This is a genomic window from Comamonas terrigena NBRC 13299 (genome assembly GCF_006740045.1).
Taxonomy (GTDB): Bacteria; Pseudomonadota; Gammaproteobacteria; order Burkholderiales; family Burkholderiaceae_C; genus Comamonas; species Comamonas terrigena.
In genome coordinates this window covers 1,657,394-1,679,860 of the sequence record NZ_AP019749.1, presented here as the reverse complement: position 1 = coordinate 1,679,860, position 22,467 = coordinate 1,657,394, and the positions used below count along the sequence as shown (strand labels likewise).

At 64.6% G+C, this 22,467-nt stretch carries 23 protein-coding genes and 2 tRNA genes; 18 read left to right on the top strand and 7 right to left on the bottom strand.

The genetic code is table 11. The features are described from left to right. Positions 1-45 precede the first annotated feature (45 nt). The 9 genes from CT3_RS07740 to CT3_RS07700 all read left to right on the top strand — a co-directional run bounded on the left by CT3_RS07740 (position 46) and on the right by CT3_RS07700 (position 8,153). Positions 46-504, top strand: coding sequence for an Lrp/AsnC family transcriptional regulator (locus CT3_RS07740; protein ID WP_066536170.1), 459 nt, complete (start codon positions 46-48; stop codon positions 502-504). A gap of 105 nt (positions 505-609) precedes the next feature. Next, positions 610-975 carry a hypothetical protein gene (locus CT3_RS07735; RefSeq protein ID WP_066535349.1) on the top strand — a complete coding sequence of 122 codons (366 nt, stop codon included), beginning with the start codon at positions 610-612 and terminating at the stop codon, positions 973-975. A 312-nt stretch (positions 976-1,287) separates the two neighbouring features. Further along, complete coding sequence (locus tag CT3_RS07730; protein ID WP_066535350.1) at positions 1,288-3,072, top strand: nitrite/sulfite reductase; 1,785 nt, start codon at positions 1,288-1,290, stop codon at positions 3,070-3,072. A 27-nt stretch (positions 3,073-3,099) separates the two neighbouring features. Further along, complete coding sequence (locus tag CT3_RS07725) at positions 3,100-3,486, top strand: DUF934 domain-containing protein (protein ID WP_066535353.1); 387 nt, start codon at positions 3,100-3,102, stop codon at positions 3,484-3,486. Continuing rightward, entirely contained in the window at positions 3,483-4,118 is a 636-nt protein-coding gene (locus tag CT3_RS07720) for a phosphoadenosine phosphosulfate reductase domain-containing protein (RefSeq protein WP_066535355.1), read from the top strand. The genes CT3_RS07725 and CT3_RS07720 overlap by 4 nt, the downstream gene beginning before the upstream one ends. Before the next feature lie 65 nt (positions 4,119-4,183). After that, positions 4,184-5,116 (top strand): sulfate adenylyltransferase subunit CysD, encoded by a 933-nt coding sequence (gene cysD, locus CT3_RS07715; protein ID WP_066535362.1) that lies wholly within the window; start codon positions 4,184-4,186, stop codon positions 5,114-5,116. Positions 5,117-5,233: 117 nt separating this feature from the next. Beyond that, complete coding sequence (locus CT3_RS07710; RefSeq protein ID WP_066535364.1) at positions 5,234-6,601, top strand: sulfate adenylyltransferase subunit 1; 1,368 nt, start codon at positions 5,234-5,236, stop codon at positions 6,599-6,601. A gap of 129 nt (positions 6,602-6,730) precedes the next feature. Beyond that, positions 6,731-7,060, top strand: coding sequence for a ferredoxin FdxA (gene fdxA, locus CT3_RS07705; protein WP_066535367.1), 330 nt, complete (start codon positions 6,731-6,733; stop codon positions 7,058-7,060). 13 nt (positions 7,061-7,073) lie between these two features. Beyond that, entirely contained in the window at positions 7,074-8,153 is a 1,080-nt protein-coding gene (locus tag CT3_RS07700) for an NAD(P)/FAD-dependent oxidoreductase (protein WP_066535370.1), read from the top strand. A gap of 154 nt (positions 8,154-8,307) precedes the next feature. On the opposite strand, the gene CT3_RS07695 is transcribed toward CT3_RS07700, so the two are convergent. The 6 genes from CT3_RS07695 to CT3_RS07665 form a co-directional block, all read right to left on the bottom strand. Then, a complete protein-coding gene (locus CT3_RS07695; protein WP_083520388.1) occupies positions 8,308-9,648 on the bottom strand; it encodes a GGDEF domain-containing protein in 1,341 nt (446 codons plus the stop codon). A 207-nt stretch (positions 9,649-9,855) separates the two neighbouring features. Further along, positions 9,856-9,932 (bottom strand) — tRNA-Pro (locus tag CT3_RS07690). 56 nt (positions 9,933-9,988) lie between these two features. After that, positions 9,989-10,285 carry a hypothetical protein gene (locus CT3_RS07685; protein WP_066535382.1) on the bottom strand — a complete coding sequence of 99 codons (297 nt, stop codon included), beginning with the start codon at positions 10,283-10,285 and terminating at the stop codon, positions 9,989-9,991. Positions 10,286-10,998: 713 nt separating this feature from the next. Next, a tRNA-Pro gene (locus tag CT3_RS07675) sits at positions 10,999-11,075 on the bottom strand. An 82-nt stretch (positions 11,076-11,157) separates the two neighbouring features. Beyond that, complete coding sequence (gene infA / locus CT3_RS07670; protein WP_066535392.1) at positions 11,158-11,409, bottom strand: translation initiation factor IF-1; 252 nt, start codon at positions 11,407-11,409, stop codon at positions 11,158-11,160. A gap of 338 nt (positions 11,410-11,747) precedes the next feature. After that, a complete protein-coding gene (locus tag CT3_RS07665; protein WP_305954872.1) occupies positions 11,748-12,980 on the bottom strand; it encodes an HPP family protein in 1,233 nt (410 codons plus the stop codon). A 148-nt stretch (positions 12,981-13,128) separates the two neighbouring features. On the opposite strand from CT3_RS07665, the gene asd reads away from it, so the two are divergent. After that, on the top strand, positions 13,129-13,971 hold the full coding sequence (gene asd / locus CT3_RS07660; RefSeq protein ID WP_066535396.1) for an archaetidylserine decarboxylase: 843 nt from the start codon (positions 13,129-13,131) through the stop codon (positions 13,969-13,971). A gap of 105 nt (positions 13,972-14,076) precedes the next feature. Here asd and CT3_RS07655 read toward each other — a convergent pair whose 3' ends face one another. Next, positions 14,077-14,343 carry a hypothetical protein gene (locus CT3_RS07655; RefSeq protein ID WP_066535401.1) on the bottom strand — a complete coding sequence of 89 codons (267 nt, stop codon included), beginning with the start codon at positions 14,341-14,343 and terminating at the stop codon, positions 14,077-14,079. 260 nt (positions 14,344-14,603) lie between these two features. On the opposite strand from CT3_RS07655, the gene CT3_RS07650 reads away from it, so the two are divergent. From CT3_RS07650 to mnhG, 8 genes are all read left to right on the top strand, one after another. After that, positions 14,604-15,590: a bile acid:sodium symporter family protein gene (locus CT3_RS07650; protein WP_066536174.1), complete on the top strand. Its 987-nt coding sequence runs from the start codon at positions 14,604-14,606 to the stop codon at positions 15,588-15,590. 133 nt (positions 15,591-15,723) lie between these two features. Beyond that, positions 15,724-16,077, top strand: coding sequence for a ComEA family DNA-binding protein (locus CT3_RS07645; RefSeq protein WP_066535403.1), 354 nt, complete (start codon positions 15,724-15,726; stop codon positions 16,075-16,077). A 128-nt stretch (positions 16,078-16,205) separates the two neighbouring features. Next, complete coding sequence (locus CT3_RS07640; protein WP_066535406.1) at positions 16,206-19,166, top strand: monovalent cation/H+ antiporter subunit A; 2,961 nt, start codon at positions 16,206-16,208, stop codon at positions 19,164-19,166. After that, positions 19,166-19,531 (top strand): Na+/H+ antiporter subunit C, encoded by a 366-nt coding sequence (locus CT3_RS07635; protein ID WP_066535409.1) that lies wholly within the window; start codon positions 19,166-19,168, stop codon positions 19,529-19,531. Before CT3_RS07640 ends, CT3_RS07635 begins: the two co-directional genes overlap by 1 nt. Beyond that, positions 19,531-21,309, top strand: a complete 1,779-nt coding sequence (locus tag CT3_RS07630) for a monovalent cation/H+ antiporter subunit D (RefSeq protein WP_066535411.1) — start codon at positions 19,531-19,533, stop codon at positions 21,307-21,309. The genes CT3_RS07635 and CT3_RS07630 overlap by 1 nt, the downstream gene beginning before the upstream one ends. Next, the gene (locus tag CT3_RS07625; protein WP_066535416.1) at positions 21,306-21,794 is read left to right on the top strand and encodes a Na+/H+ antiporter subunit E; all 489 of its coding nucleotides are present in this window, start codon (positions 21,306-21,308) and stop codon (positions 21,792-21,794) included. The genes CT3_RS07630 and CT3_RS07625 overlap by 4 nt, the downstream gene beginning before the upstream one ends. Continuing rightward, positions 21,791-22,069 (top strand): K+/H+ antiporter subunit F, encoded by a 279-nt coding sequence (locus CT3_RS07620; protein WP_066535418.1) that lies wholly within the window; start codon positions 21,791-21,793, stop codon positions 22,067-22,069. Before CT3_RS07625 ends, CT3_RS07620 begins: the two co-directional genes overlap by 4 nt. Then, positions 22,066-22,464 (top strand): monovalent cation/H(+) antiporter subunit G, encoded by a 399-nt coding sequence (gene mnhG / locus CT3_RS07615; RefSeq protein WP_066535420.1) that lies wholly within the window; start codon positions 22,066-22,068, stop codon positions 22,462-22,464. The genes CT3_RS07620 and mnhG overlap by 4 nt, the downstream gene beginning before the upstream one ends. Positions 22,465-22,467 lie beyond the last annotated feature (3 nt).

The window sequence follows — 22,467 nt, the reverse complement described above, 5'->3', positions numbered from 1 at the left end:
CAAAAATCTGCCATATCGACAGCCATCGTTGCCACTATGTTCAATCTGGATCAGATCGACCAGCGCCTGATTGCCCTGCTGCGCCACAACGCCCGTGAAAGCGTGGCCACCTTGGCCGCGCGGCTGCAGGTGTCGCGCGGCACCGTGACCAACCGTTTGCGCCGCCTGGAAGACGAAGGCGTGATCGTGGGCTACACGCTGCGCCTCAAACCCGAAGCCGAGACCGGCGGACTGCAGGCCTGGATGAGCATTGCCATCGAAGGCAATGACGCACGCAGGGTGACCGCCACCTTGCTGGGCGAACCCGCCGTGCAGGCCCTGCACGCCACCAACGGCCAGTGGGACCTGCTGGCCGAGCTGCAGGTGGCCACCCTGCCCGAACTGGCGCGGGCGCTGGAGCGCATCCGCCTGATCAAGGGCATCAGCCACTCCGAAACCAGCATCCACCTGGAGACGCTGCGCACCACGGCCAGCGCCGCCGCAGCACCGCCCACAGATAGCTGACTGGCAGCTGCAAGCATTTTTTCCACGCAAAATAGTCTGCAGAACCATACCAACAGTGCACAGCAAGCTCCTGTTTTCATAAGAACTTCCACACCGTATCACCCCATGTACATCGCTCTCAAACATTCCCACATGCTGCTGGCCGTGCTGACCCTGCTGTGCGCCCTGCTGTTCACTGCACTGGCCTGGAAGGCACTGCCCGCACGCAAGGCCACGCTCAGCTATGGCTTCACCCGGGTCTTTGGCGGCCTGGCTGCGCTCACCGGCCTGGCCGTCACCTTTGTCGGCCCCTGGCAGCAGATGATGTATCCCTACATCGGCCTGATCCTGTACGTGGTGCACGGCGTGTGCTGCGGCGTTGCCAAGCGGCTGCTGACGGCGCCCAACCCCAGCACACGCCGCCTGGTGCTGGTGCTGCAACTGGTGTTTCTGCTGGCCACGGCCGCCATCATGGGCGCCAAGCCGTTCTGAGCGCCGGCCGGCACCAATCGGCACGCCGGGCTTTCGCCTTGTCCGGTCGTCTTGACCGTCCGTATCCAGTTGGCTGGCACATGCAGGCCGCCTGAAGCCCTACTTGGCCCATCCAGCCCGCCTTGCGCGGGCTTTTTTGCACCGCCTGTCAGCGCTAGTCAGCGTGCATGACAGTTCTATATACACAAACAGATATACATGAAGGAAAAAACAATAGTTTGTTTCCATATAAGCTTTCTCTACAGTGCGGCCCCATAGAGTCAGGCCGGCATCGCATGCACGGCCCGTGCCCCCCACGCAAGCACCGTAGCCATGTACCAATACACCGACTTCGACAAAGCCTTCGTCCAGCAGCGCGCTGACCAGTTCCGAGACCAGCTGGAGCGCTGGCAAAGCGGCAAGCTCCCGGAAGATGACTTCCGCCCGCTGCGCCTGCAAAACGGCTGGTACGTGCAGCGCTACGCCCCCATGCTGCGTGTGGCCGTGCCCTATGGGGAAATCAATTCCGACCAGATCCGCGTGCTGGCCCGCGTCGCCCGCGAGTACGACGAACCCGAAGCCGCCGTGTTCAAGGCCGCCATGGAAGGCCAGGGCAAGCTGGGCACGACCTTCCTGCCCACGCACTGCGCCCACTTCACCACGCGCACCAATGTGCAGTTCAACTGGATTCCGCTGTCCAAGGCCGCCGATGTGATGGACCTGCTGGCTTCCGTGAACCTGCACGGCATCCAGACCAGCGGCAACTGCATCCGCAACACCACCACCGATGCGCTGGCCGGCATTGCGCCCGACGAGGTGGTCGACCCCCGCCCCTACGCAGAAATTCTGCGCCAGTGGACCACGCTGCATCCGGAGTTCGCCTTCCTGCCGCGCAAGTTCAAGATCGCCATCACCGGAGCCGCCGAAGACCGTGCTGCCACCGGCTGGCACGATGTGGGCCTGCATGTGCTCAAGAACGCAGCCGGCGAAGTGGGCTTCCGGGTCTTTGTGGGTGGCGGCATGGGCCGCACGCCGGTGATCGGCACGGTGATCCGTGAGTTCCTGCCCTGGAACCAGATCATGAACTACATCGAGGCCATCGTCCGCGTCTACAACGAGCTGGGACGCCGTGACAACAAGTACAAGGCCCGCATCAAGATTCTGGTCAAGGCCGAAGGCCAGGCTTATATCGATGCGGTGGAAGAGGAATTCCGCCAGATCGTGGAAGTCGACGGTGGCCCCCACACCGTGCCCCAGGCCGAATTCGACCGCGTGGCTGCCATGTTCACCACGCCCGCACTGCCCGCCGTGGCCGACGCGGCAGCCGATGAACAGACCCTGATTGCCCAGGCCGCGCAGGAGCCCGCTTTTGCGCGCTGGATCAGCCGCAACGTCCACGCCCACAAGCTGGCCGGCCTGCGCGCCGTGACGCTGTCCTTCAAGCGCACCGGCCAGGCCCCCGGCGATGCCACCAGCGACCAGCTGGATGCCCTGGCCCAGCTGGTGGACCGCTTCTCTGCCGGCGAAGCCCGCGTGACCCACGACCAGAACGTGATGCTGCCCTGGGTCCAGGTCAGCCAGCTGCACGCGCTGTGGCAGGCGGCCCGCTCCCTGGGTCTGGCCAGCACCAACGTGGCGCTGCTGACCGACATGATCGCCTGCCCCGGCGGCGACTTCTGCGCTCTGGCCAATGCCCGCAGCCTGCCGATTGCCGAAGCCATCACACAGCGCTACCAGGACCTCGACGAGCTGGACGACATCGGCGAGATCGACCTGCACATCAGCGGCTGCATCAACAGCTGCGGCCACCACCACAGCGGCCACATCGGCATTCTGGGCGTCGACAAGGATGGCAAGGAGTGGTACCAGGTCACGCTGGGCGGCTCGGACGGCTCCAGCCTGTCGGGCGAAGCCGTGGCCGGCAAGGTGATCGGCCCCTCGTTCAGTGCCGCCGAGGTGCCCGACGTGCTGGAAGCTGTCCTGACCACCTACCGCAACCTGCGCCAGCCCGGCGAGCATTTCATCGATGCCGTGCGCCGCATTGGCCTGGACCCGTTCAAGGAAGCCGGCAAGGCCGCGCGCCACCCCGCTGCCGAAGAGGAAGAAGCGGCAGCCTGAGCGCCAGAACAAGAACAAGGAACCCCTATGCAAATCCTGACCCACTCCGCCTACGCCGGCCCCGCCGAAGGCGACACCAGCGTGCTGGTGCTGGCCAATGATGCGAATGCCCTGGAAGCCAATCTGGACGGCATCACCCAGGTTGACCTGCATTTCCCCAACTTCACCGATGGCCGCGCCTTCAGCCAGGCCTATCTGCTGCGCCGCCGCCGTGGCTTTTCCGGCGACATCCGCGCCACCGGCGATGTGCTGATCGACCAGCTGGTGCAGATGGAGCGCACCGGCTTCAGCTCTGCCGTGCTGCGTGCAGACGTGGATGCGGCCGATGCCCAGCGCCAGTTCGAGCGCTTTGGCGGCTACTACCAGGCCGATGCCGTGCACACCAAGCCCCATTTCGCCGAGGAGCAAGCATGAGCCAGCTCGCCCCCGCTCTGGATCTGGCCCGCATCAACACCGAGCTGGGCCGTGACGCCCAGGCCCTGGTGCGCTGGGCCGTGGGTTTGAACCAGCCCACCATCGTCACCACCAACTTCCGCCCGTTCGAGGCCGTGATCCTGCACCTGGTCGCCCAGGCCCAGCCCGGCGTCCCCGTGGTGTGGATGGACAACGGCTACAACACCGAAGCCACCTACCAGTTCGCCGATGCGGTCACCAAGCAGCTGAATCTGAATCTGAAGATCTACCTGCCGCGCCGCTCCCGCGCCCACCGCGAAGCCGTGGAAGGCGCCACGCCGGCGCTGGATGATCCCCGCCATGCTGCCTTCACCGAAGAAGTGAAGCTGGAGCCCTTTGCCCGCGCCCTGCGCGAGACCGCGCCCAAGGTCTGGTTCACCGCGCTGCGCGCCACCGACACCGCCGTGCGGGCCCAGATGGATCCCGTGAGCATCAACCCCGACGGGTTGATCAAGGTGGCGCCGCTGCTGCACTGGTCGTCCAAGGACCTGTACGAATACTGCGAACAGCATGGCCTGCCCAACAACTTCGACTACGTGGACCCCACCAAGGGCGAAGACAACCGCGAGTGCGGCCTGCACATCGCCCACTGAAAAACATTGGCTTCTGGCGCTTGCTGCGTCAGCGCCAGAGACCTGTTTCGCTTGAAAGTGTATTTATGAACGCCCGTGTGGATACTTCCGTGCTGAGCCACCTCAGCAACCGCCACCTGGATGCGCTGGAAGAGGAAACCATCTTCATCCTGCGTGAAGTGGCTGCCGCTTTTGAACGCCCCGCCCTGCTGTTTTCGGGCGGCAAGGATTCGCTGGTCATGCTGCGCTGCGCGGAAAAGGCCTTTGGTGCGGGCCGCATCCCTTATCCGCTGCTGATGATCGACACCGGCCACAACTTCCCGGAAGTGACCGATTTCCGCGATTTCCGTGCCCAGGAACTGGGCGCCGAGCTGATCGTGCGCAGCGTGGAAGACTCCATGGCCCGCGGCACGGTGCGCCTGGCCCACCCCGGCGAATCGCGCAACGTGCACCAGTCGGTCACGCTGCTCGAAGCGATCGAGGAATTCCGCTTTGACGCGCTGATTGGCGGTGCCCGCCGCGACGAAGAAAAAGCCCGTGCCAAGGAACGCATCTTCAGCCACCGCGACAGCTTTGGCCAATGGCAGCCCAAGGCCCAGCGCCCCGAGCTGTGGACGCTGTTCAACACCCGCATTGCACAGGGGGAGCATTTCCGCGTCTTCCCCATCAGCAACTGGACCGAGCTGGATGTGTGGCAGTACATCGACCGCGAACAGATCGCCCTGCCCAGCCTCTACTACACGCACCAGCGCGATGTGGTGGAGCGCAAGGGTCTGCTGGTGCCCGTCACGCCGCTGACGCCGCCCAAGGATGGCGAGCAGGTGGTGCAGCGCGATGTGCGCTTTCGCACTGTGGGTGACATCACCTGCACCTGCCCCGTGGAGAGCACGGCCGCCACGGCCGCCGACATCGTGGTCGAAACCCTGGCCGCCGATGTGAGCGAGCGCGGTGCCACCCGCATGGACGACAAGACCAGCGAGGCATCGATGGAAAAGCGCAAAAAGGATGGGTACTTCTGACACAGCCCTGAGGCGCTGCGCGCCTGCCCCTTCCCAGGCAGGGCGTACTGCCGGAAGGGCGACACCGCCAGCGCGGCGGTCCCGACCTGGGACGTGTTTGAACACTGAAAGAATGCGATGACTGAAACGATCAACTCCACAGCGGCCCAGGCCGGTGCCGATGGCACAGCAGACCTGAATGACCATGTATCCGCGCTGCGCTTCATCACCTGCGGCTCGGTGGACGACGGCAAATCCACGCTGATCGGCCGCCTGCTGGTGGACACCCGCGCCGTGCTGCAGGACCAGCTGGCCGGCGTGACCAAGAGCGGTGAAACCGACCTGGCACTGCTGACCGACGGCCTGTCTGCCGAGCGCGAACAGGGCATCACCATCGATGTGGCCTACCGCTACTTCGCCACCGAAAGCCGCAAGTTCATCATCGGCGACGCCCCCGGCCACGAGCAGTACACCCGCAACATGGTCACCGCAGCCTCCAGCGCCGATGCCGCCGTGGTGCTGGTGGACGCCACCAAGCTCGACTGGCAGAACGCCAGCCTGCAGCTGCTGCCCCAGACCCGCCGCCACAGCCTGCTGGCCCATCTGCTGCGCGTGCATTCGCTAGTGTTTGCCGTCAACAAGCTCGACGCCGTGGCCGACCCGGCACTGGCCTTTGCCCACATCCGCGGCGCACTGGCGCAATTTGCCCAGGACGCGGGCATTGCCGTGGCCGCCACCATTCCCGTCTCGGCCCTCAAGGGCTTCAACGTGGTGAACCGCGAAGCCGGCTGGGCCGGTTACCAAGGCCCCAGCCTGCTGCAACTGCTGGAAGAGCTGCCCAACACCCCGGCCGATGTACAGCTGCCGCTGGCCTTCCCGGTGCAGTGGGTGGAGAAATTCCATGACAGTGCCGTCACCACCCAGGGCCGCCGCGTGTTCTGGGGCCGTGTGGCTGCCGGCAGCGCCCAGGTCGGGGCACTGGCACAGATTCTGCCCAGCGGCCAGTTGGCCACCATCGCCCAGGTGATTGACCATGCCCGCGCACCCAAGGGCGTGGAAGCCGGCTTGTCCGCTGGCATTACGCTGGACCGCGAGGTCGATGTCTCGCGTGGCGACTGGATCGTGGCCGCCCCCGTGCAGTCCGCCATGGCCGAGGACGACTTTGATACCCCCACCGCCGTCAGCCCCTGGCCGGCCAGCCGCGACATCACCGCCACCGTGGCCTGGATGGACAACGAGCCGCTGGTTCCCGGCCGCGTTTACTGGGCGCTGCATGGCCACCGCTGGGTCAAGGCCAAGGCGCGCCGCGTGGCCTACCGCCTGAACATCAACACCCTGGACCAGGAAGAGGCCCAGCAGCTGGAAGCCAACGCCATCGGTCAGGTCGAACTGCAACTGCAGGAAGCCATTCCTGCAGCCCCCTTCACCCGTGCACGCCAGCTGGGTTCGCTGATTCTGGTGGACACTGCCAGCAATGCCACCGCCGGCGCGGCCCTGGTGCGTTGAGCAACAGCCCGGACCCTGCCAGGCACCGGTCTGGCGGGTCTCTTTAACCCTTGTTCCGCCCCGCCTGCTGGAGGGACTTGGGAAAACACCTAAAATCCTGGGGTTTCACCGAACCCCATAAGAACAACCATGACTCACGTCGTCACCGAAAACTGCATCAAGTGCAAATACACCGATTGCGTGGATGTGTGCCCTGTGGATTGCTTCCGCGAAGGCCCGAACTTCCTGGTCATCGATCCCGATGAGTGCATCGACTGCGCCGTGTGCATTCCCGAATGCCCGGCCAACGCCATCTTTGCCGAAGAAGATGTGCCTGCCGACCAACTGGCCTTCATCAAGCTGAATGCCGAGCTGTCGCTGGCCAAGGGCTGGAAGAGCATCACCAAGCGCAAGGCTTCGCTGCCTGACGCCGACAGCTTCAACGGCACGCCCGGCAAGATCAACGACCTGATCCGCTGAGCGCCACGCCGCCATGCCCCTGCAAGCCGCTGCGGCGCAACCCGCCGACACTGCCGCACCGATCACCACCGACGTGGTGGTCGTAGGTGCCGGCCCGGTGGGGCTGTTCCAGGTATTCGAGCTGGGGCTGTTGGGCCTGCGGGCCCATGTGGTGGACGCCCTGCCCCATGCTGGCGGCCAATGCGCCGAGCTCTATCCCGACAAACCGATTTACGACATTCCCGGCATCCGCGCCTGCACCGGCCGGGAGCTGTCGGAGCGCCTGCAGCAGCAGGCCGCACCGTTTTCCCCGGTCTACCACCTGGGCCAGCAGGTGGAACAGCTGCAGCGTCTGGCCGATGACCGCCTGCTGCTGACCACCCACACCGGCACCCGCTTTGCCGCCCGCAGCCTGATCCTGGCCGCTGGTGTGGGCGCTTTTGTGCCGCGTGCACTCAAGGTAGAGGGGGCGGATGCCCTGGTGGGCAGCCAGCTCTTCTACCACCCGCACCAGCTGGGCCATGCCCGCAGCCGCCACGTGGTGGTACTGGGTGGCGACGAAACCGCCGTGGCCGCTGCCGTGGCCTGCGCCACCGCACAGGACGCCGCCAGCACCACGCTGCTGCACCGCCGCGATGTGTTCACCGGCCCCGATGCCTTGCTGGCCCAGCTGGCCGACCTGCGCGCCCAGGGCCGTATCCAGGTGGTGGCAGGCCAGCCCGCAGCACTACAGCAGGCCGCCGATGGCCGCCTGCAAGCGCTGGAAGTGGCGCTGCCCGACGGCAGCACCCAGGCATTGCACGCCGATCTGCTGCTGGCCTACCTGGGCATTTCACCCAAGCTGGGCCCGATCGCCGAATGGGGGCTGGAGCTGGAACGCAAGCAGCTGCCCGTGGACACGGCCCGTTTTGCCACGGCCGAGCCCGGCATCTATGCCGTGGGCGATATCAACACCTATCCCGGCAAACGCAAGCTGATTCTGTGCGGCTTCCACGAAGCCACGCTGGCCGCCTTTGCCGTGGCCGAGCAACTCAGCGGCCAGGCCCCGCTGCTGCAATACACCACCAGCAGCAGCCATCTGCATGCCCTGCTGGGCGTGCACAGCGCAGACTGAGCACAACCTCCTAGCGCCAGAGTGCGCCTGGCCTGCGCAGCACTGACCGGACCACCCCATCTGGTGCCCACCAAGCACTGGCAGCAGGTCACCCGCCTTTCCCATAATCGCCTGATCACCCGCAGCGCCAAGCGCAGGCTGGGGCGGCAGCCTGCTACGCCAACTCCACCCGGTTGCGCCCCTTCTCCTTGGCCTGGTACAGCGCCGCATCGGCACGCTGGAGCATGCGCTGGTAGTCCGGGTGGCCGTCATACAGGGCCACGCCAATGCTCACCGTCACCTGGGTGCTGCGATCCTGCGGCAGGCGCATGGGCTCATGCTGCATGCGCTGGCGCAAGCGCTCGGCCAGCGCCACCGCCTGGGCCTGGCCCACATCCACCAGCAGCAGCAGAAATTCCTCACCGCCGAGGCGGAACACATAGTCGCCACCACGGCAGGCAGACTGCAGCACATCCGCTACCTGCTGCAGCACACGGTCACCGCCATCGTGGCCATGCTGGTCGTTGATCTGCTTGAAATGGTCCACATCCACCACCAGCACGGCAAAGGATTCGCTGTGCTGCTGGGCATGCCCCATTTCCTTGCCCAGCACCACAGGCAGAAACTTGCGGTTCAGCAGCCGGGTGAGCACATCGCGCCCGGCATCCAGCTCCTGGTGCTGCTCGAACAGTGCGGCCAGGTGGTAGTTGATGCGGCGCACCTCGTCCCGCAGCTGACGCAGCTGCTGCATGCGCGGAGCCCCCGGCTCCAGCGCTTCCAACGCGGGCAGCCAGACCACATCCACGTCCTGCATCGCCGATTCGATGCGGCGCGTCTCCTGCGCCCCGCGGAACACGAACTCGCCCTTGTGGTGAAACCACAGGCCAAAGTCGGACACGGCCATGCGCGGCAGCTGTGCACCGGAGCGCTCCATGGCCAGCTCGCACAGCAACTGGTTCTCCCATTCCAGCAGCGCCGCGCGCTGGCGTTCGCGCTCGGTGCCCAGGTTGTGGGTGATCGCGTGCAGGCGGTAGGCGTCCTTGGTGCGGGCCGTGCGCTCCATCGAACGGGCATAGGCCTGGCTCATGATCTCCATACACAGATCCACCAGCACGGCCGCATGCTGGGCTGCGCCGTCGGCCTGCAACAGCAACTGATGCAGATGCACCTTCAGCCCGCGCGCGCCCTGCAGCACCAGGTGCACCGGCACATCGATGCGGGCATGCACCTCGCCCACATGCACCTGCTGCGCCACCTTCTGCTCCAGCTGCAGGCTGGAGCCGTCAAACACGCTGCGCATCCAGCGCTGCAGCGACTGCTCCAGCCGCTGGCGCAAAGGGATGTTCGACAGAAAGAGCACAGCCCCTTCTTCCTGCGACATGTCCTGGTAAAAACGCCGCGCCAGCTCCTCGGCATGGCCCTGCGCCACGGAGCGCACGGCCTCGCGCACGGCAGGGGTGACGGCGTCCAACAGGCCGGCCCATTGGCGGGTGTATCGCGCATGTGGAATGGGCATGGGTATCAGTGAGGGATCTGCTGCGGTGCGCGACAAGCTAACACCGCGGTCACATTGAATTTATATATGAATCCAATTATGACCATAGCAGTACAAATCGCCAGTACAAACTGACACCACTGTCAGCTTTCTGCCGGTTTGCGGACTGACCAGGATTAAATGAGCATGAAAAAACCCCACCGAGCTTTCACTCGATGGGGTTGATCTTGGTCGGAGCGGCGGGATTCGAACTCGCGACCCTCTGCTCCCAAAGCAGATGCGCTACCAGGCTGCGCTACGCTCCGGACAGCGAGAAGTATACCCGATTTACGCCACCCATCGGCCCGATGGATGCACTGTTTCAGTCGCGCCCTGCTTGCGGCAGGGTGCGACGCAACCGGGCAGCCTCCAGCACCAGGCTGGCATAGGCATGCGCAAGCTGGAGCCCGCGGTGGTTCACTTCCGGATCGGCAGCCATCGCGACCAAGCGGCCGGGCGTCTGCTGCATCAACTCCTCTGCAAATGCACAGCATTGGCTTTGTGCCGCGTTCAGTTGCTGCAAAAATTCTGCAGGGATGCCATCCAACTGCTCCACATCCAGGCGCTTATGAAGCTTCAGCGCCGCTTCAAAGACCTCATCCCACAACTGCTCGATCACGATAGCCTTCCGTATTTCAGAGAAATGCTATCGATTCAGAAATTTCTATAGAAGCGAATCCGCATCATTTTGGTAGAGATGTGCGGCAGATCGCACGCTTTGTGAAATTCTGTCAGACACCGGTCCCCGGCAGACAGCCGCTGTGCACCACCCTGGGCAGGTCCCGGCGCAAAAAAACCGCGAGCGGGCTTCGGGCGATGTACTGCGTGCGCAAGGCCCTGGAAGGCCTACCGGGCTTCAGAGATTGAAAGGCGCCGACGCCAGGCACTGCGTGCACTCTCCGGCGCTGCGCCGCCCCTTGGGGTCACACTGTTTGCAGCGCTTTTGCTGGCGGCGCATTTCGACACTGGCCTGCACAGGGAGCAGCAGCACCAGCATGCCTGCAATGAAAGGACTCGCCAGCAAGGCGGCCACGCACCAGCCCACTCCCGATCGCCCCCGCTTTGCAGCCAGCCATCCGCACGCGAACACCAGCGCCACCCAGACAATGGCTATGAACATACCCTCTCCTATTGTTGGAATGGATCGTAACAAAGCCATCTCAGACCGAAGCCAGGAAGCAGCGAAAACCGCACCCCAAAAGCCGCCAGGCCACACAAAGATGGCACCGGAGCTGGAACACAACGGACAGGAGGGGATGCAGGCACGCACCCTGCAGCGCGGCCAGAAAAGACAAAAGGGGTTAGCCCAATTGAGCTAACCCCTTGAATCAATGGTCGGAGCGGCGGGATTCGAACTCGCGACCCTCTGCTCCCAAAGCAGATGCGCTACCAGGCTGCGCTACGCTCCGACAAAGATGTGATTATACGTGCTCACAACACGGTTTTTGGCTTGGTTGGCGCGAAATGCACATTTTGTGCGGCGCCAACGCTTTAGCGCGAAGAGTTGGGGCCTGGACCGCGACCTGCCAGGTGACGGAAAGTGATGCGACCCTTGGTCAGATCGTAGGGCGACATTTCCAGCGACACCTTGTCGCCGGCCAGAATGCGGATGTGGTGCTTGCGCATCTTGCCGCCAGTGTAGGCAATCAGCTGGTGACCGTTTTCCAGGGTCACGCGGAAACGCGAGTCGGGCAGCACTTCGGTGACCGAGCCTTGCATTTCAATCAGTTCTTCTTTAGCCATTTCAATTCTTTCAGTTCAATCTGTGTCAGCGGTGCCAGCGCAAGGTGGGCCACAACCACCTGCCGGGCCACAAGCGACGGCCCTTTCCTTCAGACAGACAGCGGGTGCACTGCGCCAGCCACGGCGCAGATCAGACGGAAAGGCGCTCCAGGCCGTGCATTCGGCCTTCCACACGCTTCCCGGGCAAGGCTTGGCACTGCTCGAGGAAAATCCTTCAATTGTACCTGCTGCAACAGGCACTGTCTTTTTTTGACCGCTGCCTTTTTTCGCGTCCACGCCAGGAAACGCCCGCACGATGGCAAAAATATGGCACGACCGCTGCTGCGTGTCGGCGCCGCTCAGTCACCCGAGCCGATGGTTTTGCTGAGAGTGCGGACCAGATCGGTCTGGGTGACGATGCCCACCAGCCGGCGCTGCGCATCCACGATGGGAATATGGTGGTGGTGACCGGCTTCCGAAAACAAGGGGATCAGCGTCGTCACCAGCCCGTCGTCACCGGCCACCTGTACATCCTGGGACATGATGTCGCCCACCGTTCCCTGGCTGTTGCTGCGCCAGGACACCAGGTGCTTGAGCCGCTGACCCAGGCCGTCGCGCACATCGAGCTGGGCCAGCCGCATGAAGTCGGTCACCGACACAATGCCCAGCACCTGGTGTTGCGCATCCACCACGGGCAGCGCCTTGACCTGCTCCTGCCGCATCAGCGCCCAGGCCTCTTTCAGTGCCACCTGCGGCTCCACCGCAAACACCGGCCGGGACATGATGTCTGCACAGCGCAGATCGCCCAGGGTGCGCTGAAAAGCCGCTTTGCCCGCCATGTGCAGCAAGCCTTCCAGATCGGCCCGACTGATGTCCAGCACCTGGTTGTAATGGGACAGCGCGGCATCCAGGTCGGCCGAGACAAAGCGCGCCGACCCGGCGCCCTTGTAGCTGTGCTGCGGATGCGGATAACGCTTGCCGGTCAAGGTGTTGTAGACCACGGCGCACAGCACCAGCACCGCCACATTGAACAGAATGGGGAAGGCCACCAGCGCCACGCCATCGGCATGCTCCAGCACCACGAAAGCGGCAAAACCGGCGCCTGGCGGGTGCATGCAGCGCAGCGGCACCATCAGCAAGATGCTCAACCCCACCGACAGGGCGGCCGCCACCGCCAGATCCGGCACCAGGCGCTGGCAGAGCGCGCCCACCAGGGCCGACACCACAGTCCCGCCCAGCACCGGCCAGGGCTGCGCCAGCGGGCTGGCCGGCATACCGAAGAGCAGCACCGCACTGGCCCCCAGCGACGACACCATCCAGGTGCTGGTCGGCACATCCGTCCACCAGCGCGACAACATGCCCGTCACCAGCAGCCCCAGTGCCACACCCAACGCCATGCGCAGCAGCTCCTGCAGATCAATGCGCACCGGGCCAGGCCAGAAATTGCGCAGCCACAGCGCCCAACGCGTCAGCTGGGCATGCTGGGAGCCCAGCGGCGTGGGCATCTGCGCAGACTCTCGCACCACTGGCGCCGCCGGGCTTGGCCCGGAGCCGGGGGCCGCAGCATGCGGCCGCTGGTCGGTTTCAGACATGGGATGCTCCGCTCTCCGCAGTTTTTTTCACTGGAAACATGCTCAAAATCATAGCAACCACGGGTTAGCCCTGCGCACAGCACCGATAGAATCGCGCCCACACTTACGCCACTTGTTGCCAACTGCCCTCTTCCGGAGCCCTCTGCCTGTGTCCGACCGCCTTGCCGTACTCCCGCAATACCTGATCCCCAAACAGGCCCTCACCATGCTCATGGGCCACCTGGCCGGCAAGCAGGCGGGCTCGCTCACCACATCGGTGATCCGCTGGTTCATTCAGCGCTACCAGGTCAATATGCAGGAAGCGGCCAACCCGGACCCCGCGGCCTACGCCACCTTCAATGAATTCTTCACGCGCCCGCTGCGTGAAAGTGCGCGCCCGCTGAGCGACAGCCGATGGATCTGCCCGGTGGACGGCGCAGTCAGCCAGATCGGCCCCATTGCCGGCGACCAGATCTTCCAGGCCAAGGGCCACCACTATTCCAGCCAGGCACTGCTGGGCGGCGATGCGGCGCTGGCGAGCCAGTTCGACAACGGGCATTTCGCCACCATCTACCTGAGCCCGCGCGATTACCACCGCATCCACATGCCGCAGACCGGACGGCTGCTGCGCATGATCTATGTGCCGGGGGATCTGTTCTCGGTCAACCCCACCACGGCACGTGGTGTGCCCGGCCTGTTTGCCCGCAACGAGCGGGTGGTGTGCATCTTTGAAGGCGCGCAAGGCCCGTTTGCCCTGGTGCTGGTGGGTGCCACCATCGTGGGCAGCATGGCCACCGTCTGGCACGGCGTGGTGAACCCGCCGCGCACCCGCGACATCCGCGACTGGCGCTACGAAGACCAGCAGATCACGCTGCACAAAGGCGAGGAAATGGGGCGCTTTCTGCTCGGCTCCACCGTGGTCATGCTGATGCCGGCAGGCACCTTGAATGCCTTCAACGCCGGCTGGGATGCTGCCACGGCGGTGCGCCTGGGCGAACCCATGGCCGACTAAAGCATTGCAGGCGCGCGCCTGCCCTTCTCGGCCCCTTCGCCAAACACAACAGGCTGCCATAGGCAGCCTGTTGTGTTTGGTGCGCCACTGGCGCCAGAGACGGGCTTACAGAAACCAGCTCAGCACTTCGGGACGGCGCTCGGTGGTGAACATCGTGGGCGTCAGCGTGAGGCGCTCGGGCTTGACCGGTTCGTCGCGCCCCACCAGATGCACCATCATTTCGCGGCGGCGCAGCACCACATGGCTCACGGTCTCGGAGCGGCCTGCGTGCATGACACGCACACCCGGCTTGAACACCGGCATCTGGAAGGTGTGACCACGGGTATAGGGGGCCTGCTGGCCTTCGGCTTGACCTGGATTGATGACCAACATGGCATTCCTTTTTTCAGCTGTGATGTGTCCTCATCGACAACTTTGCAGCAAAGTTTAGGGCTGCATCCATTTTTTTGGTGCGCTGGCGTTGGCCGCCTCCACGCTGCACTCCCAAGTGCGCCGCGGGACAACTCCACACCCTATGCCGCAATGCGGTCATGCCACGGCGGGCCATGGCCGCCCACAACCGGCTGCAGACTGCAACCTGCGGATTATTCCCCGACAATCCGCAGTCCGCCCTCTGTCTCTACCGCCTGTCCATGTCCCGCCCGCGCTTTCTTCCTGACAACTTCACCCTGATGCTGATGGCCACGGTGGCCCTCGCCAGCTTTTTCCCCGCCTCGGGCGTTCCCGCACAGTGGCTGAACACTGCCACCACCGTGGTGATCGTGCTGCTGTTCTTTCTGCATGGCGCCAAACTGTCACGCCCGGCCATTCTGGCCGGCATCGGCCACTGGCGCCTGCACCTGGTGATCACGGCCATCACCTTTGTGGCCTTCCCCATTCTGGGCTGGTCGCTGCGCCCGCTGCTGGAGCCCCTGGTCACACCCGACCTGTACCTGGGCATTCTGTTCCTGTGCACCGTGCCCGCCACCGTGCAGTCCGCCATTGCACTGACGGCACTGGCACGCGGCAACATGCCTGCGGCCATCTGCAGTGCATCGGGCTCCACTTTGCTGGGCATTCTGTTCACCCCGCTGCTGGTGGGTATGCTGCTGCATGTCAGCGCCTCGTCGTCCGATCCGCTGGCCGCCATCGGCAAGATTGCGCTGCAGCTGTTGGTACCGTTCATCGTCGGCCACCTGATGCGCCCCTGGGTGGCCCCCATCGTCCAGTGGATGGGCACATCCATCAAGGTGGTGGACCAGGGCTCCATCCTGCTGGTGGTGTATTCGGCTTTCAGCGGCGCCGTGGTCGCCGGCCTGTGGTCGCAAATGCCGCTGCCCGCCATGGCAGGCCTGTTTGTGCTGTGCGCACTGCTGCTGGCCTGCTCCATGGCCCTGTGCGTGTTCGCCAGCCGCCGCCTGGGCTTCAGCACCGAAGACGAAATCGCGATCCTGTTCTGCGGCGCGCAAAAAAGCCTGGTCAGCGGTGTTCCCATGGCCAAGGTGCTGTTCCCTGCCAGCATGGTCGGCAGCATCGTGCTGCCGCTGATGCTGTTCCACCCCATGCAACTGATGGTGTCGGCTGTGATCGCAGGCCGCTATGCGCGCCGACCGGGTGCAGCAGACACAGAGCGCCACTGATCGGCTCATCGCCCTGCGCCGCCTACCGGCACAGGGCGCTGGGGTTAACCCGCCCCCACAGGGGCCATTCCCCCTGCAGCATGTACAGGGCGGCGTTCTTGCCGTCGTCCCTTTTCTTTTGTGGAGAGACCGCATGCTCAAGCAATGGATCGCCGCCGCCGCCCTGTGCGTATTCGGCCTGGCACACGCTGCTACCGTCGACGCCAACAAGGCCACCCCGGCCGAGCTGGACCAGATCAAGGGCATAGGCCCCGCCACTGCCGCCCGCATTGTGGAGCAGCGCAAAACTGCCCCATTCAAGAACTGGGAAGACTTCATCGGGCGCGTCCAGGGCATAGGCCCGGGCAATGCCGCCAAGATGTCCGGCGAAGGCCTGACCATCAACGGCCAGAGCTACAAGGCCAAGACGGCCACGCCAGCCACCGCAGCCAAGCCCGCCAACACGCCCCCGGCACCAGCGGCCAAGACCCCCAAGCCGGCGGCCTGATACACCACGCCCCTGCCCTGCACCCGCCTTTGGCGGGTTTTTCATGCCTAATGCATGACCAATGGCCTCAACACGCTCAGGTTTTCATAGCGGCCTCCTCCACGCTTGCCCGTAGAATAAAAAAGCCCATGCCCCTGATCGCACTCATCCTCCTGCCCTTCATCGGCAGCCTGATGGCCGCGGTGCTGCCTGCCAACGCACGCAACACCGAATCCACGCTGGCTGGTCTGATCGCCCTGGTCTGTCTGGTACAGGCCGCTTTGTTCTTTCCCGAAATAGCCCACGGCGGCGTGCTGCGCCAGGAGATTCCGTGGCTGCCTGCGCTGGGACTGAACATCGTGGTGCGCATGGACGGCTTTGCCTGGATGTTCTGCATGCTGGTGCTGGGCATTGGCGCCCTGGTGGTGCTGTACGCGCGCTACTACATGTCGCCCGCCGATCCGGTGCCGCGCTTCTTCTCGTTCTTCCTGGCCTTCATGGGCGCCATGACCGGCGTCGTGCTGTCGGGCAATGTGATCCAGCTGGTGTTTTTCTGGGAGCTGACCAGCCTGTTCTCCTTCCTGCTGATCGGCTACTGGCACCACCGCCAGGATGCCCGCCGCGGTGCGCGGATGGCACTCACCGTCACGGGCACCGGCGGCCTGTGCATGCTGGCGGGCATGATCCTGCTGGGGCACATCGTCGGCAGCTACGACCTGGACAACATCCTGGCGGCGGCCCAGCAGGTGCGCGACCATGCGCTCTATGTGCCGACGCTGCTGCTGATCCTGCTGGGCGCCTTCACCAAGAGCGCGCAGTTCCCGTTCCACTTCTGGCTGCCCCATGCCATGGCGGCCCCCACCCCGGTGTCGGCCTATCTGCACTCGGCCACCATGGTGAAAGCCGGCGTGTTCTTGCTGGCGCGGCTGTGGCCGGTGCTCAGCGGCACGGACGAATGGTTCTGGATTGTTGGCGGCGCGGGTGCTGCCACCTTGCTGCTGGGCGGCTATCTGGCCATGTTCCAGCACGACCTCAAGGGACTGCTGGCCTACTCCACCATTTCTCACCTGGGCCTGATCACCCTGCTGCTGGGCATGAACAGCCCGCTGGCCGCCGTGGCCGCCGTCTTCCACATCATGAACCACGCCACCTTCAAGGCCTCGCTGTTCATGGCGGCCGGCATTGTGGACCATGAAAGCGGCACGCGCGACATCCGTCGCCTGTCCGGCCTGCGCAAGATGATGCCCATCACCGCCACGCTGGCCTGCGTGGCCAGTGCGGCCATGGCCGGGGTGCCGCTGCTCAACGGTTTTCTGTCCAAGGAAATGTTCTTTGCAGAAACCGTGTTCGTTGACGCCGCCCACTGGCTGCGGATCGTGCTGCCCGTGGTCGCCACCTTGGCCGGCATCTTCAGCGTGGCCTATTCGCTGCGCTTCACCGTCGATGTCTTCTTCGGCCCCAAGGCCACCGACCTGCCCCACAAGCCCCACGAGCCACCGCACTGGATGCGCGTGCCGGTGGAGCTGCTGGTCCTGGCCTGCCTGGTGGTGGGCGTGCTGCCAGCCTGGTCGGTGGGCCCGTTCCTGAATGCAGCCGCGACTCCCGTGGTGGGCGGCACCCTGCCCGAATTCAGCCTGGCCGTGTGGCATGGCGTGAATACGCCGCTCATCATGAGCTTCGTGGCGCTGGTGGGCGGCATTGCGCTGTACACGGCACTGCGACTGTTGCGCAACAACGGCAGCATCGACGACGCCGTTCCCGTGCTGCAGCACATCAACGGCAAGCGCATCTTCGACAACGTGCTGGCCCGCATCAGCCTGCTGGCCAAGCATCTGCGCCGCGCACTGACCACCCACCGCCTGCAGTGGCAGATGCTTTGGCTGGTCTCCATTGCCTTGCTGAGCGGCTTCATGCCGCTGTGGATCCGCGGCCTGGACCTGGGCAATCGCCCGCCCCTGCCGCTGTCGCCCGCCTTCCTGGTGTTGTGGGTGATCGGCTGTCTGTGCGCACTGGGCGCGGCCTGGAAGGCCAAGTACCACCGGATGGCATCGCTGATCATGCTCGGCGGCGCGGGCCTGTGTGTGGTGCTGACCTTCCTGTGGTTCTCCGCCCCCGATCTGGCACTGACCCAGCTGGTGGTGGAGGTGGTGACCACCATCCTGATCCTGCTGGGCCTGCGCTGGCTGCCCAAGCGCGACAAGAACCTGCGCATCCCCGCCCTGTCCACCGAATTGCTGGCACGCAGCCGGCGCCTGCGCGATCTGCTGCTGGCCCTGGCCGCTGGCGGCGGCATGGCCTGGCTGGCGTTTGCCATGATGAGCCGCCCGTTCTCGCAGAGCACCTCCACCTTCTTCCTGGAGCGGGCCGTTCCGGAAGGCGGCGGCAGCAATGTGGTCAACGTGATGCTGGTGGACTTCCGCGGCTTCGACACCTTTGGCGAAATCGTGGTGCTGGGCGTGGTGGCGCTGACCGTGTATGCGCTGCTGCGGCGCTTCCGCCCGGCGCGCGAAACCATGGACCTGCCGGAGCAACAGCGCTTCCTGCCGGGGGACCTGCAGACCGATCTGCTGAACCCGCGCAATGCCAGCGATACCGCCGTGGGCTATCTGATGGTGCCCGCTGTGCTGGTGCGCCTGCTGCTGCCTTTCGCCACGCTGGTGGCGGTATATATCTTTGTGCGCGGCCACAACGAGCCCGGCGGCGGCTTTGTGGCCGGCCTGGTGTTCTCGGTGGCCCTGCTGCTGCAATACATCATCTCGGGCACGCAGTGGGTGGAAGCGCACATGCCGCTGTTCCCGCGCCGCTGGATTGCCGTGGGCCTGCTGTGTGCCCTGGGCACCGGCCTGGGTGCGGTGTATGCCGGCTACCCCTTCCTGACCAGCCACACCTTCCACTTCACCCTCCCTCTGGTGGGCGAGATGCACTTGGCCAGCGCCACCTTCTTTGACGTCGGTGTCTTTGCCCTGGTCGTAGGCTCCGTCTTGCTCATCCTCACGGCCATTGCCCACCAATCGGTGCGCGGCCACCGTTACCACGCACGCTTGATGGAAGAAAAAGAACAGGCAGAAACCGAGGCCACGATCGCCGCTTTGCAGGAAGGGGTCCGCTGATGGAAATCGTGCTTGCCATCACCATTGGCGTGCTCACCGGATCTGGCGTGTGGCTGCTGCTGCGGCCCCGGACCTTCCAGGTCATCATCGGCCTGTCCCTGCTGTCGTATGCCGTCAATCTGTTCATCTTCAGCATGAGCCGCGAGGGCCTGGCCATCGACAAGGAGCCGGTGATGCAGGCCGGTCTGGCCGAGACCCTGGCCAACTACGCCGACCCCATGCCCCAGGCCCTGGTGCTGACCGCCATCGTGATCGGCTTTGCCATGACGGCGCTGTTCCTGGTGGTGCTGCTGGCCTCGCGCGGCATGTCCGGCACCGACCATGTGGATGGCAGCCATTCGCGTGACGAGCAGGAGATGCCGTGATGCTGGACTGGCTGACCACTTCTCTGATGCCGCACCTGATTCTGGCGCCCATCCTGCTGCCCATGTTCACGGCCGCCGTGATGCTGCTGTTGCGGGAAGAGCACCTGCGCCTCAAGGTGGTGTTGAACATTGCGTCCACTACCATAGGCCTGTGCATTGCGGTGGCGCTGCTGCAGTGGAGCGACGAACAAGCCGGACCCAGCGCCATGGGCGTGTACCTGGCTGCCAACTGGAAAGCGCCGTTCGGCATCGTGCTCGCACTGGACCGGCTGTCGGCCATGATGCTGGTGCTGACCTACTGCGTGGCCCTGGCCGCCGGCATGTTCTCCATTGCCCGCTGGCACAAGGCAGGGGTGCACTTCCACCCGCTGTTCCAGTTCCAGCTGATGGGCCTGTCGGGCGCCTTTCTGACGGCCGACCTGTTCAATCTGTTCGTGTTCTTCGAAATCATGCTGGCCGCCTCCTATGGGCTGCTGCTGCATGGTTCCGGGCGCCTGCGCGTGCAGTCCGGTCTGCATTACATCGCCATCAACCTGGCCGCGTCCTCGCTGTTTCTGGTCGGCGTGTCCATGCTGTATGGCATCACCGGCACGCTCAATATGGCGGATCTGGCCCAGGCCATTCCCCATGTCAGCCCCGCCGACCGGGGCCTGCTGCACACGGCCGCCGCCATCCTGGCCATCGCCTTCCTGATCAAGGCGGCCATCTGGCCGCTGAACTTCTGGCTGGTGCCGGCCTACAGCGCGGCCAGCGCCCCCGTTGGCGCCCTGTTCGCGCTGATGACCAAGGTGGGCGTCTACACCATCCTGCGGCTGTGGACCCTGCTGTTCTCCAGCGAAGCCGGCGACTCGGCCCTGTTCGGTGGCCAGTGGCTCACCGTGATGGGCATGGTGACCATGGCCTATGGCGCCTTCGGCATGCTGGGCGCACAGCGCCTGACCTATCTGGCAGGCTATGCGGCCATCCTGTCCTCCGGCACGCTGCTGGCGGCCACCGGTTTTGGTCAGAACATGCTGACCGCCGGCCTGCTGTACTACCTGCCCAGCTCCACGCTGGCCGTGGCAATTCTGTTCATGCTGGCCGACATCATGGACCGCTGGCGCAACGATGGCTCCAGCGCCAATGATTTCGGCGATGAAGACGCCCCCTTCCTCAACCCCGAGCTGGTACCCACCAAGTCGCTGAACCTGGACGAACACGAAGAAGTCCTGATCGGCCGCGTGATCCCTGCTGCTGCCGCGTTCCTGGGCATTGTCTTCATCATGTGCACCCTGGTGGTCACCGGGCTGCCGCCGCTGTCGGGCTTCATCGGCAAATTTGCCATGCTCACCAACTTGGTCAATCCGGTGGGTCTGGGCCAGTCCGCAGGCTATCAGGCTGGCAACCTGGGCTGGGTACTGGTCGCCCTGCTGATCACCACCGGTCTGTTTGCGCTGATTGCACTGACACGCGCCGGCATCCGCCATTTCTGGGCCACGCACGACCGTACCAAGCCCGAGCTGCGCGTGCTGGAAGGTGCGCCGATTGCAGGCCTGATGGCGCTGTGCGTGGCCTTGACCATGCATGCCCATGCGGTGATGGAGTTCACACAGAACGCGGCCAACGCATTGCATACGCCATCGACCTACATCCTAGCCGTGATGCAGCAGGATCCGGTGCCCAATCCACCAAAGGAGCCCAAACCCGACACGGCGGTACCGGCCCAGACGGCAGCACCTGCCGCAGTCCTCGAACCGCTGGCTGCGCCCTTGCCTACCACGGAGAAAGCAGCACCATGAAGCACATCCTGCCTGCCCCGTTGCTGTCCATCTTCCTGTTTGGCGCGTGGCTGCTGCTGAACCATTCCCTGAGCGCAGGCCACATGGTGCTGGGCGCCATTCTGGGACTGCTGATTCCCATCCTGCTGCGCGGCCTGCGTCCGCTGCCGGTGCGCATTCGACACCCATGGACGGCCATCACTCTGGCGGCCACCGTGGTCAAGGACACCACCGCTTCCAACCTGGCCGTGCTGCGCTTTCTGCTGTTCCCAAGCCTGCGCAGGCATCCATCGGCTTTTGTGTACATCCCGCTGGAAGTGCGCGACCCCAACGCGCTGGCGGTGCTGGCCATGATCGTCTGCATCACCCCCGGCACGGCCTGGGCCGAGCTGTCGCGCGACCGTTCCATGCTGCTGCTGCACGTGTTGGAAGTTGGCGATGCCGATGCCATCGTGGCCCACATCAAGCGTAGCTACGAGCGCCCTCTGATGGAGATTTTCGAATGAGCCTGTGGTTCACCTACACCCTGACCCTGGCCCTGTTCCTGCTGACGGCCGCCATGGCCTGCTGCCTGGTGCGCCTGCTCAAGGGCCCCACGGCCCAGGACCGGGTCCTGGCGCTGGACTGCATGTACATCAACGGCATGCTGCTGATGCTGGTGCTGGGCATCACCTACAGCTCCAGCATGTACTTCGAGGCGGCTCTGCTGATTGCCCTGTTCGGCTGCGTCAGCTCCACCGCCATGGCCAAATTCCTGCTGCGCGGCGAGGTGATCGAATGAACGAAATCATGCTGCCGCTGTGGGCCGAAGTGGCCATTGCCGTGCTGGTGCTGGCCGGGTCCTTGATTGCCCTGCTGGGCTCGCTGGGCCTGATGCGACTGAAGTCCTATTTCGAGCGGGTGCACGCCCCCTCCATCATTGCCACCCTGGGCTGCTGGCTCATCATGTGGGCCCTGGTGATCTTCTTTTCGGTTTCCGGCCATGGCTTTGCCGCGCACCCGCTGCTGATTGCCGTGTTCATTGCCGTCACCGTCCCCATCACCACCATTTTCCTGATGCGTGCCGCACTGTTCCGCGCGCGCCGCGCGGGACGCAATGTGCCTCCCAGCGTCAGCGGCATCGTGCTCAACGAACCACTGACCGAAGAAGAAGCGGCCCAGGACAGCAAGGGCTGAGCC

Bases quoted from the DNA above. Each gene is read 5' to 3' on its own strand.
- CT3_RS07735 (WP_066535349.1), top strand. From the start codon at position 610: ATGTACATCGCTCTCAAACATTCCCACATGCTGCTGGCCGTGCTGACC.
- CT3_RS07730 (WP_066535350.1), top strand. From the start codon at position 1,288: ATGTACCAATACACCGACTTCGACAAAGCCTTCGTCCAGCAGCGCGCT.
- CT3_RS07725 (WP_066535353.1), top strand. From the start codon at position 3,100: ATGCAAATCCTGACCCACTCCGCCTACGCCGGCCCCGCCGAAGGCGAC.
- CT3_RS07720 (WP_066535355.1), top strand. From the start codon at position 3,483: ATGAGCCAGCTCGCCCCCGCTCTGGATCTGGCCCGCATCAACACCGAG.
- cysD (WP_066535362.1), top strand. From the start codon at position 4,184: ATGAACGCCCGTGTGGATACTTCCGTGCTGAGCCACCTCAGCAACCGC.
- CT3_RS07710 (WP_066535364.1), top strand. From the start codon at position 5,234: ATGACTGAAACGATCAACTCCACAGCGGCCCAGGCCGGTGCCGATGGC.
- fdxA (WP_066535367.1), top strand. From the start codon at position 6,731: ATGACTCACGTCGTCACCGAAAACTGCATCAAGTGCAAATACACCGAT.
- CT3_RS07700 (WP_066535370.1), top strand. From the start codon at position 7,074: ATGCCCCTGCAAGCCGCTGCGGCGCAACCCGCCGACACTGCCGCACCG.
- CT3_RS07695 (WP_083520388.1), bottom strand. From the start codon at position 9,648: ATGCCCATTCCACATGCGCGATACACCCGCCAATGGGCCGGCCTGTTG.
- infA (WP_066535392.1), bottom strand. From the start codon at position 11,409: ATGGCTAAAGAAGAACTGATTGAAATGCAAGGCTCGGTCACCGAAGTG.
- CT3_RS07665 (WP_305954872.1), bottom strand. From the start codon at position 12,980: ATGTCTGAAACCGACCAGCGGCCGCATGCTGCGGCCCCCGGCTCCGGG.
- CT3_RS07655 (WP_066535401.1), bottom strand. From the start codon at position 14,343: ATGTTGGTCATCAATCCAGGTCAAGCCGAAGGCCAGCAGGCCCCCTAT.
- CT3_RS07650 (WP_066536174.1), top strand. From the start codon at position 14,604: ATGTCCCGCCCGCGCTTTCTTCCTGACAACTTCACCCTGATGCTGATG.
- CT3_RS07645 (WP_066535403.1), top strand. From the start codon at position 15,724: ATGCTCAAGCAATGGATCGCCGCCGCCGCCCTGTGCGTATTCGGCCTG.
- CT3_RS07640 (WP_066535406.1), top strand. From the start codon at position 16,206: ATGCCCCTGATCGCACTCATCCTCCTGCCCTTCATCGGCAGCCTGATG.
- CT3_RS07635 (WP_066535409.1), top strand. From the start codon at position 19,166: ATGGAAATCGTGCTTGCCATCACCATTGGCGTGCTCACCGGATCTGGC.
- CT3_RS07630 (WP_066535411.1), top strand. From the start codon at position 19,531: ATGCTGGACTGGCTGACCACTTCTCTGATGCCGCACCTGATTCTGGCG.
- CT3_RS07625 (WP_066535416.1), top strand. From the start codon at position 21,306: ATGAAGCACATCCTGCCTGCCCCGTTGCTGTCCATCTTCCTGTTTGGC.
- CT3_RS07620 (WP_066535418.1), top strand. From the start codon at position 21,791: ATGAGCCTGTGGTTCACCTACACCCTGACCCTGGCCCTGTTCCTGCTG.
- mnhG (WP_066535420.1), top strand. From the start codon at position 22,066: ATGAACGAAATCATGCTGCCGCTGTGGGCCGAAGTGGCCATTGCCGTG.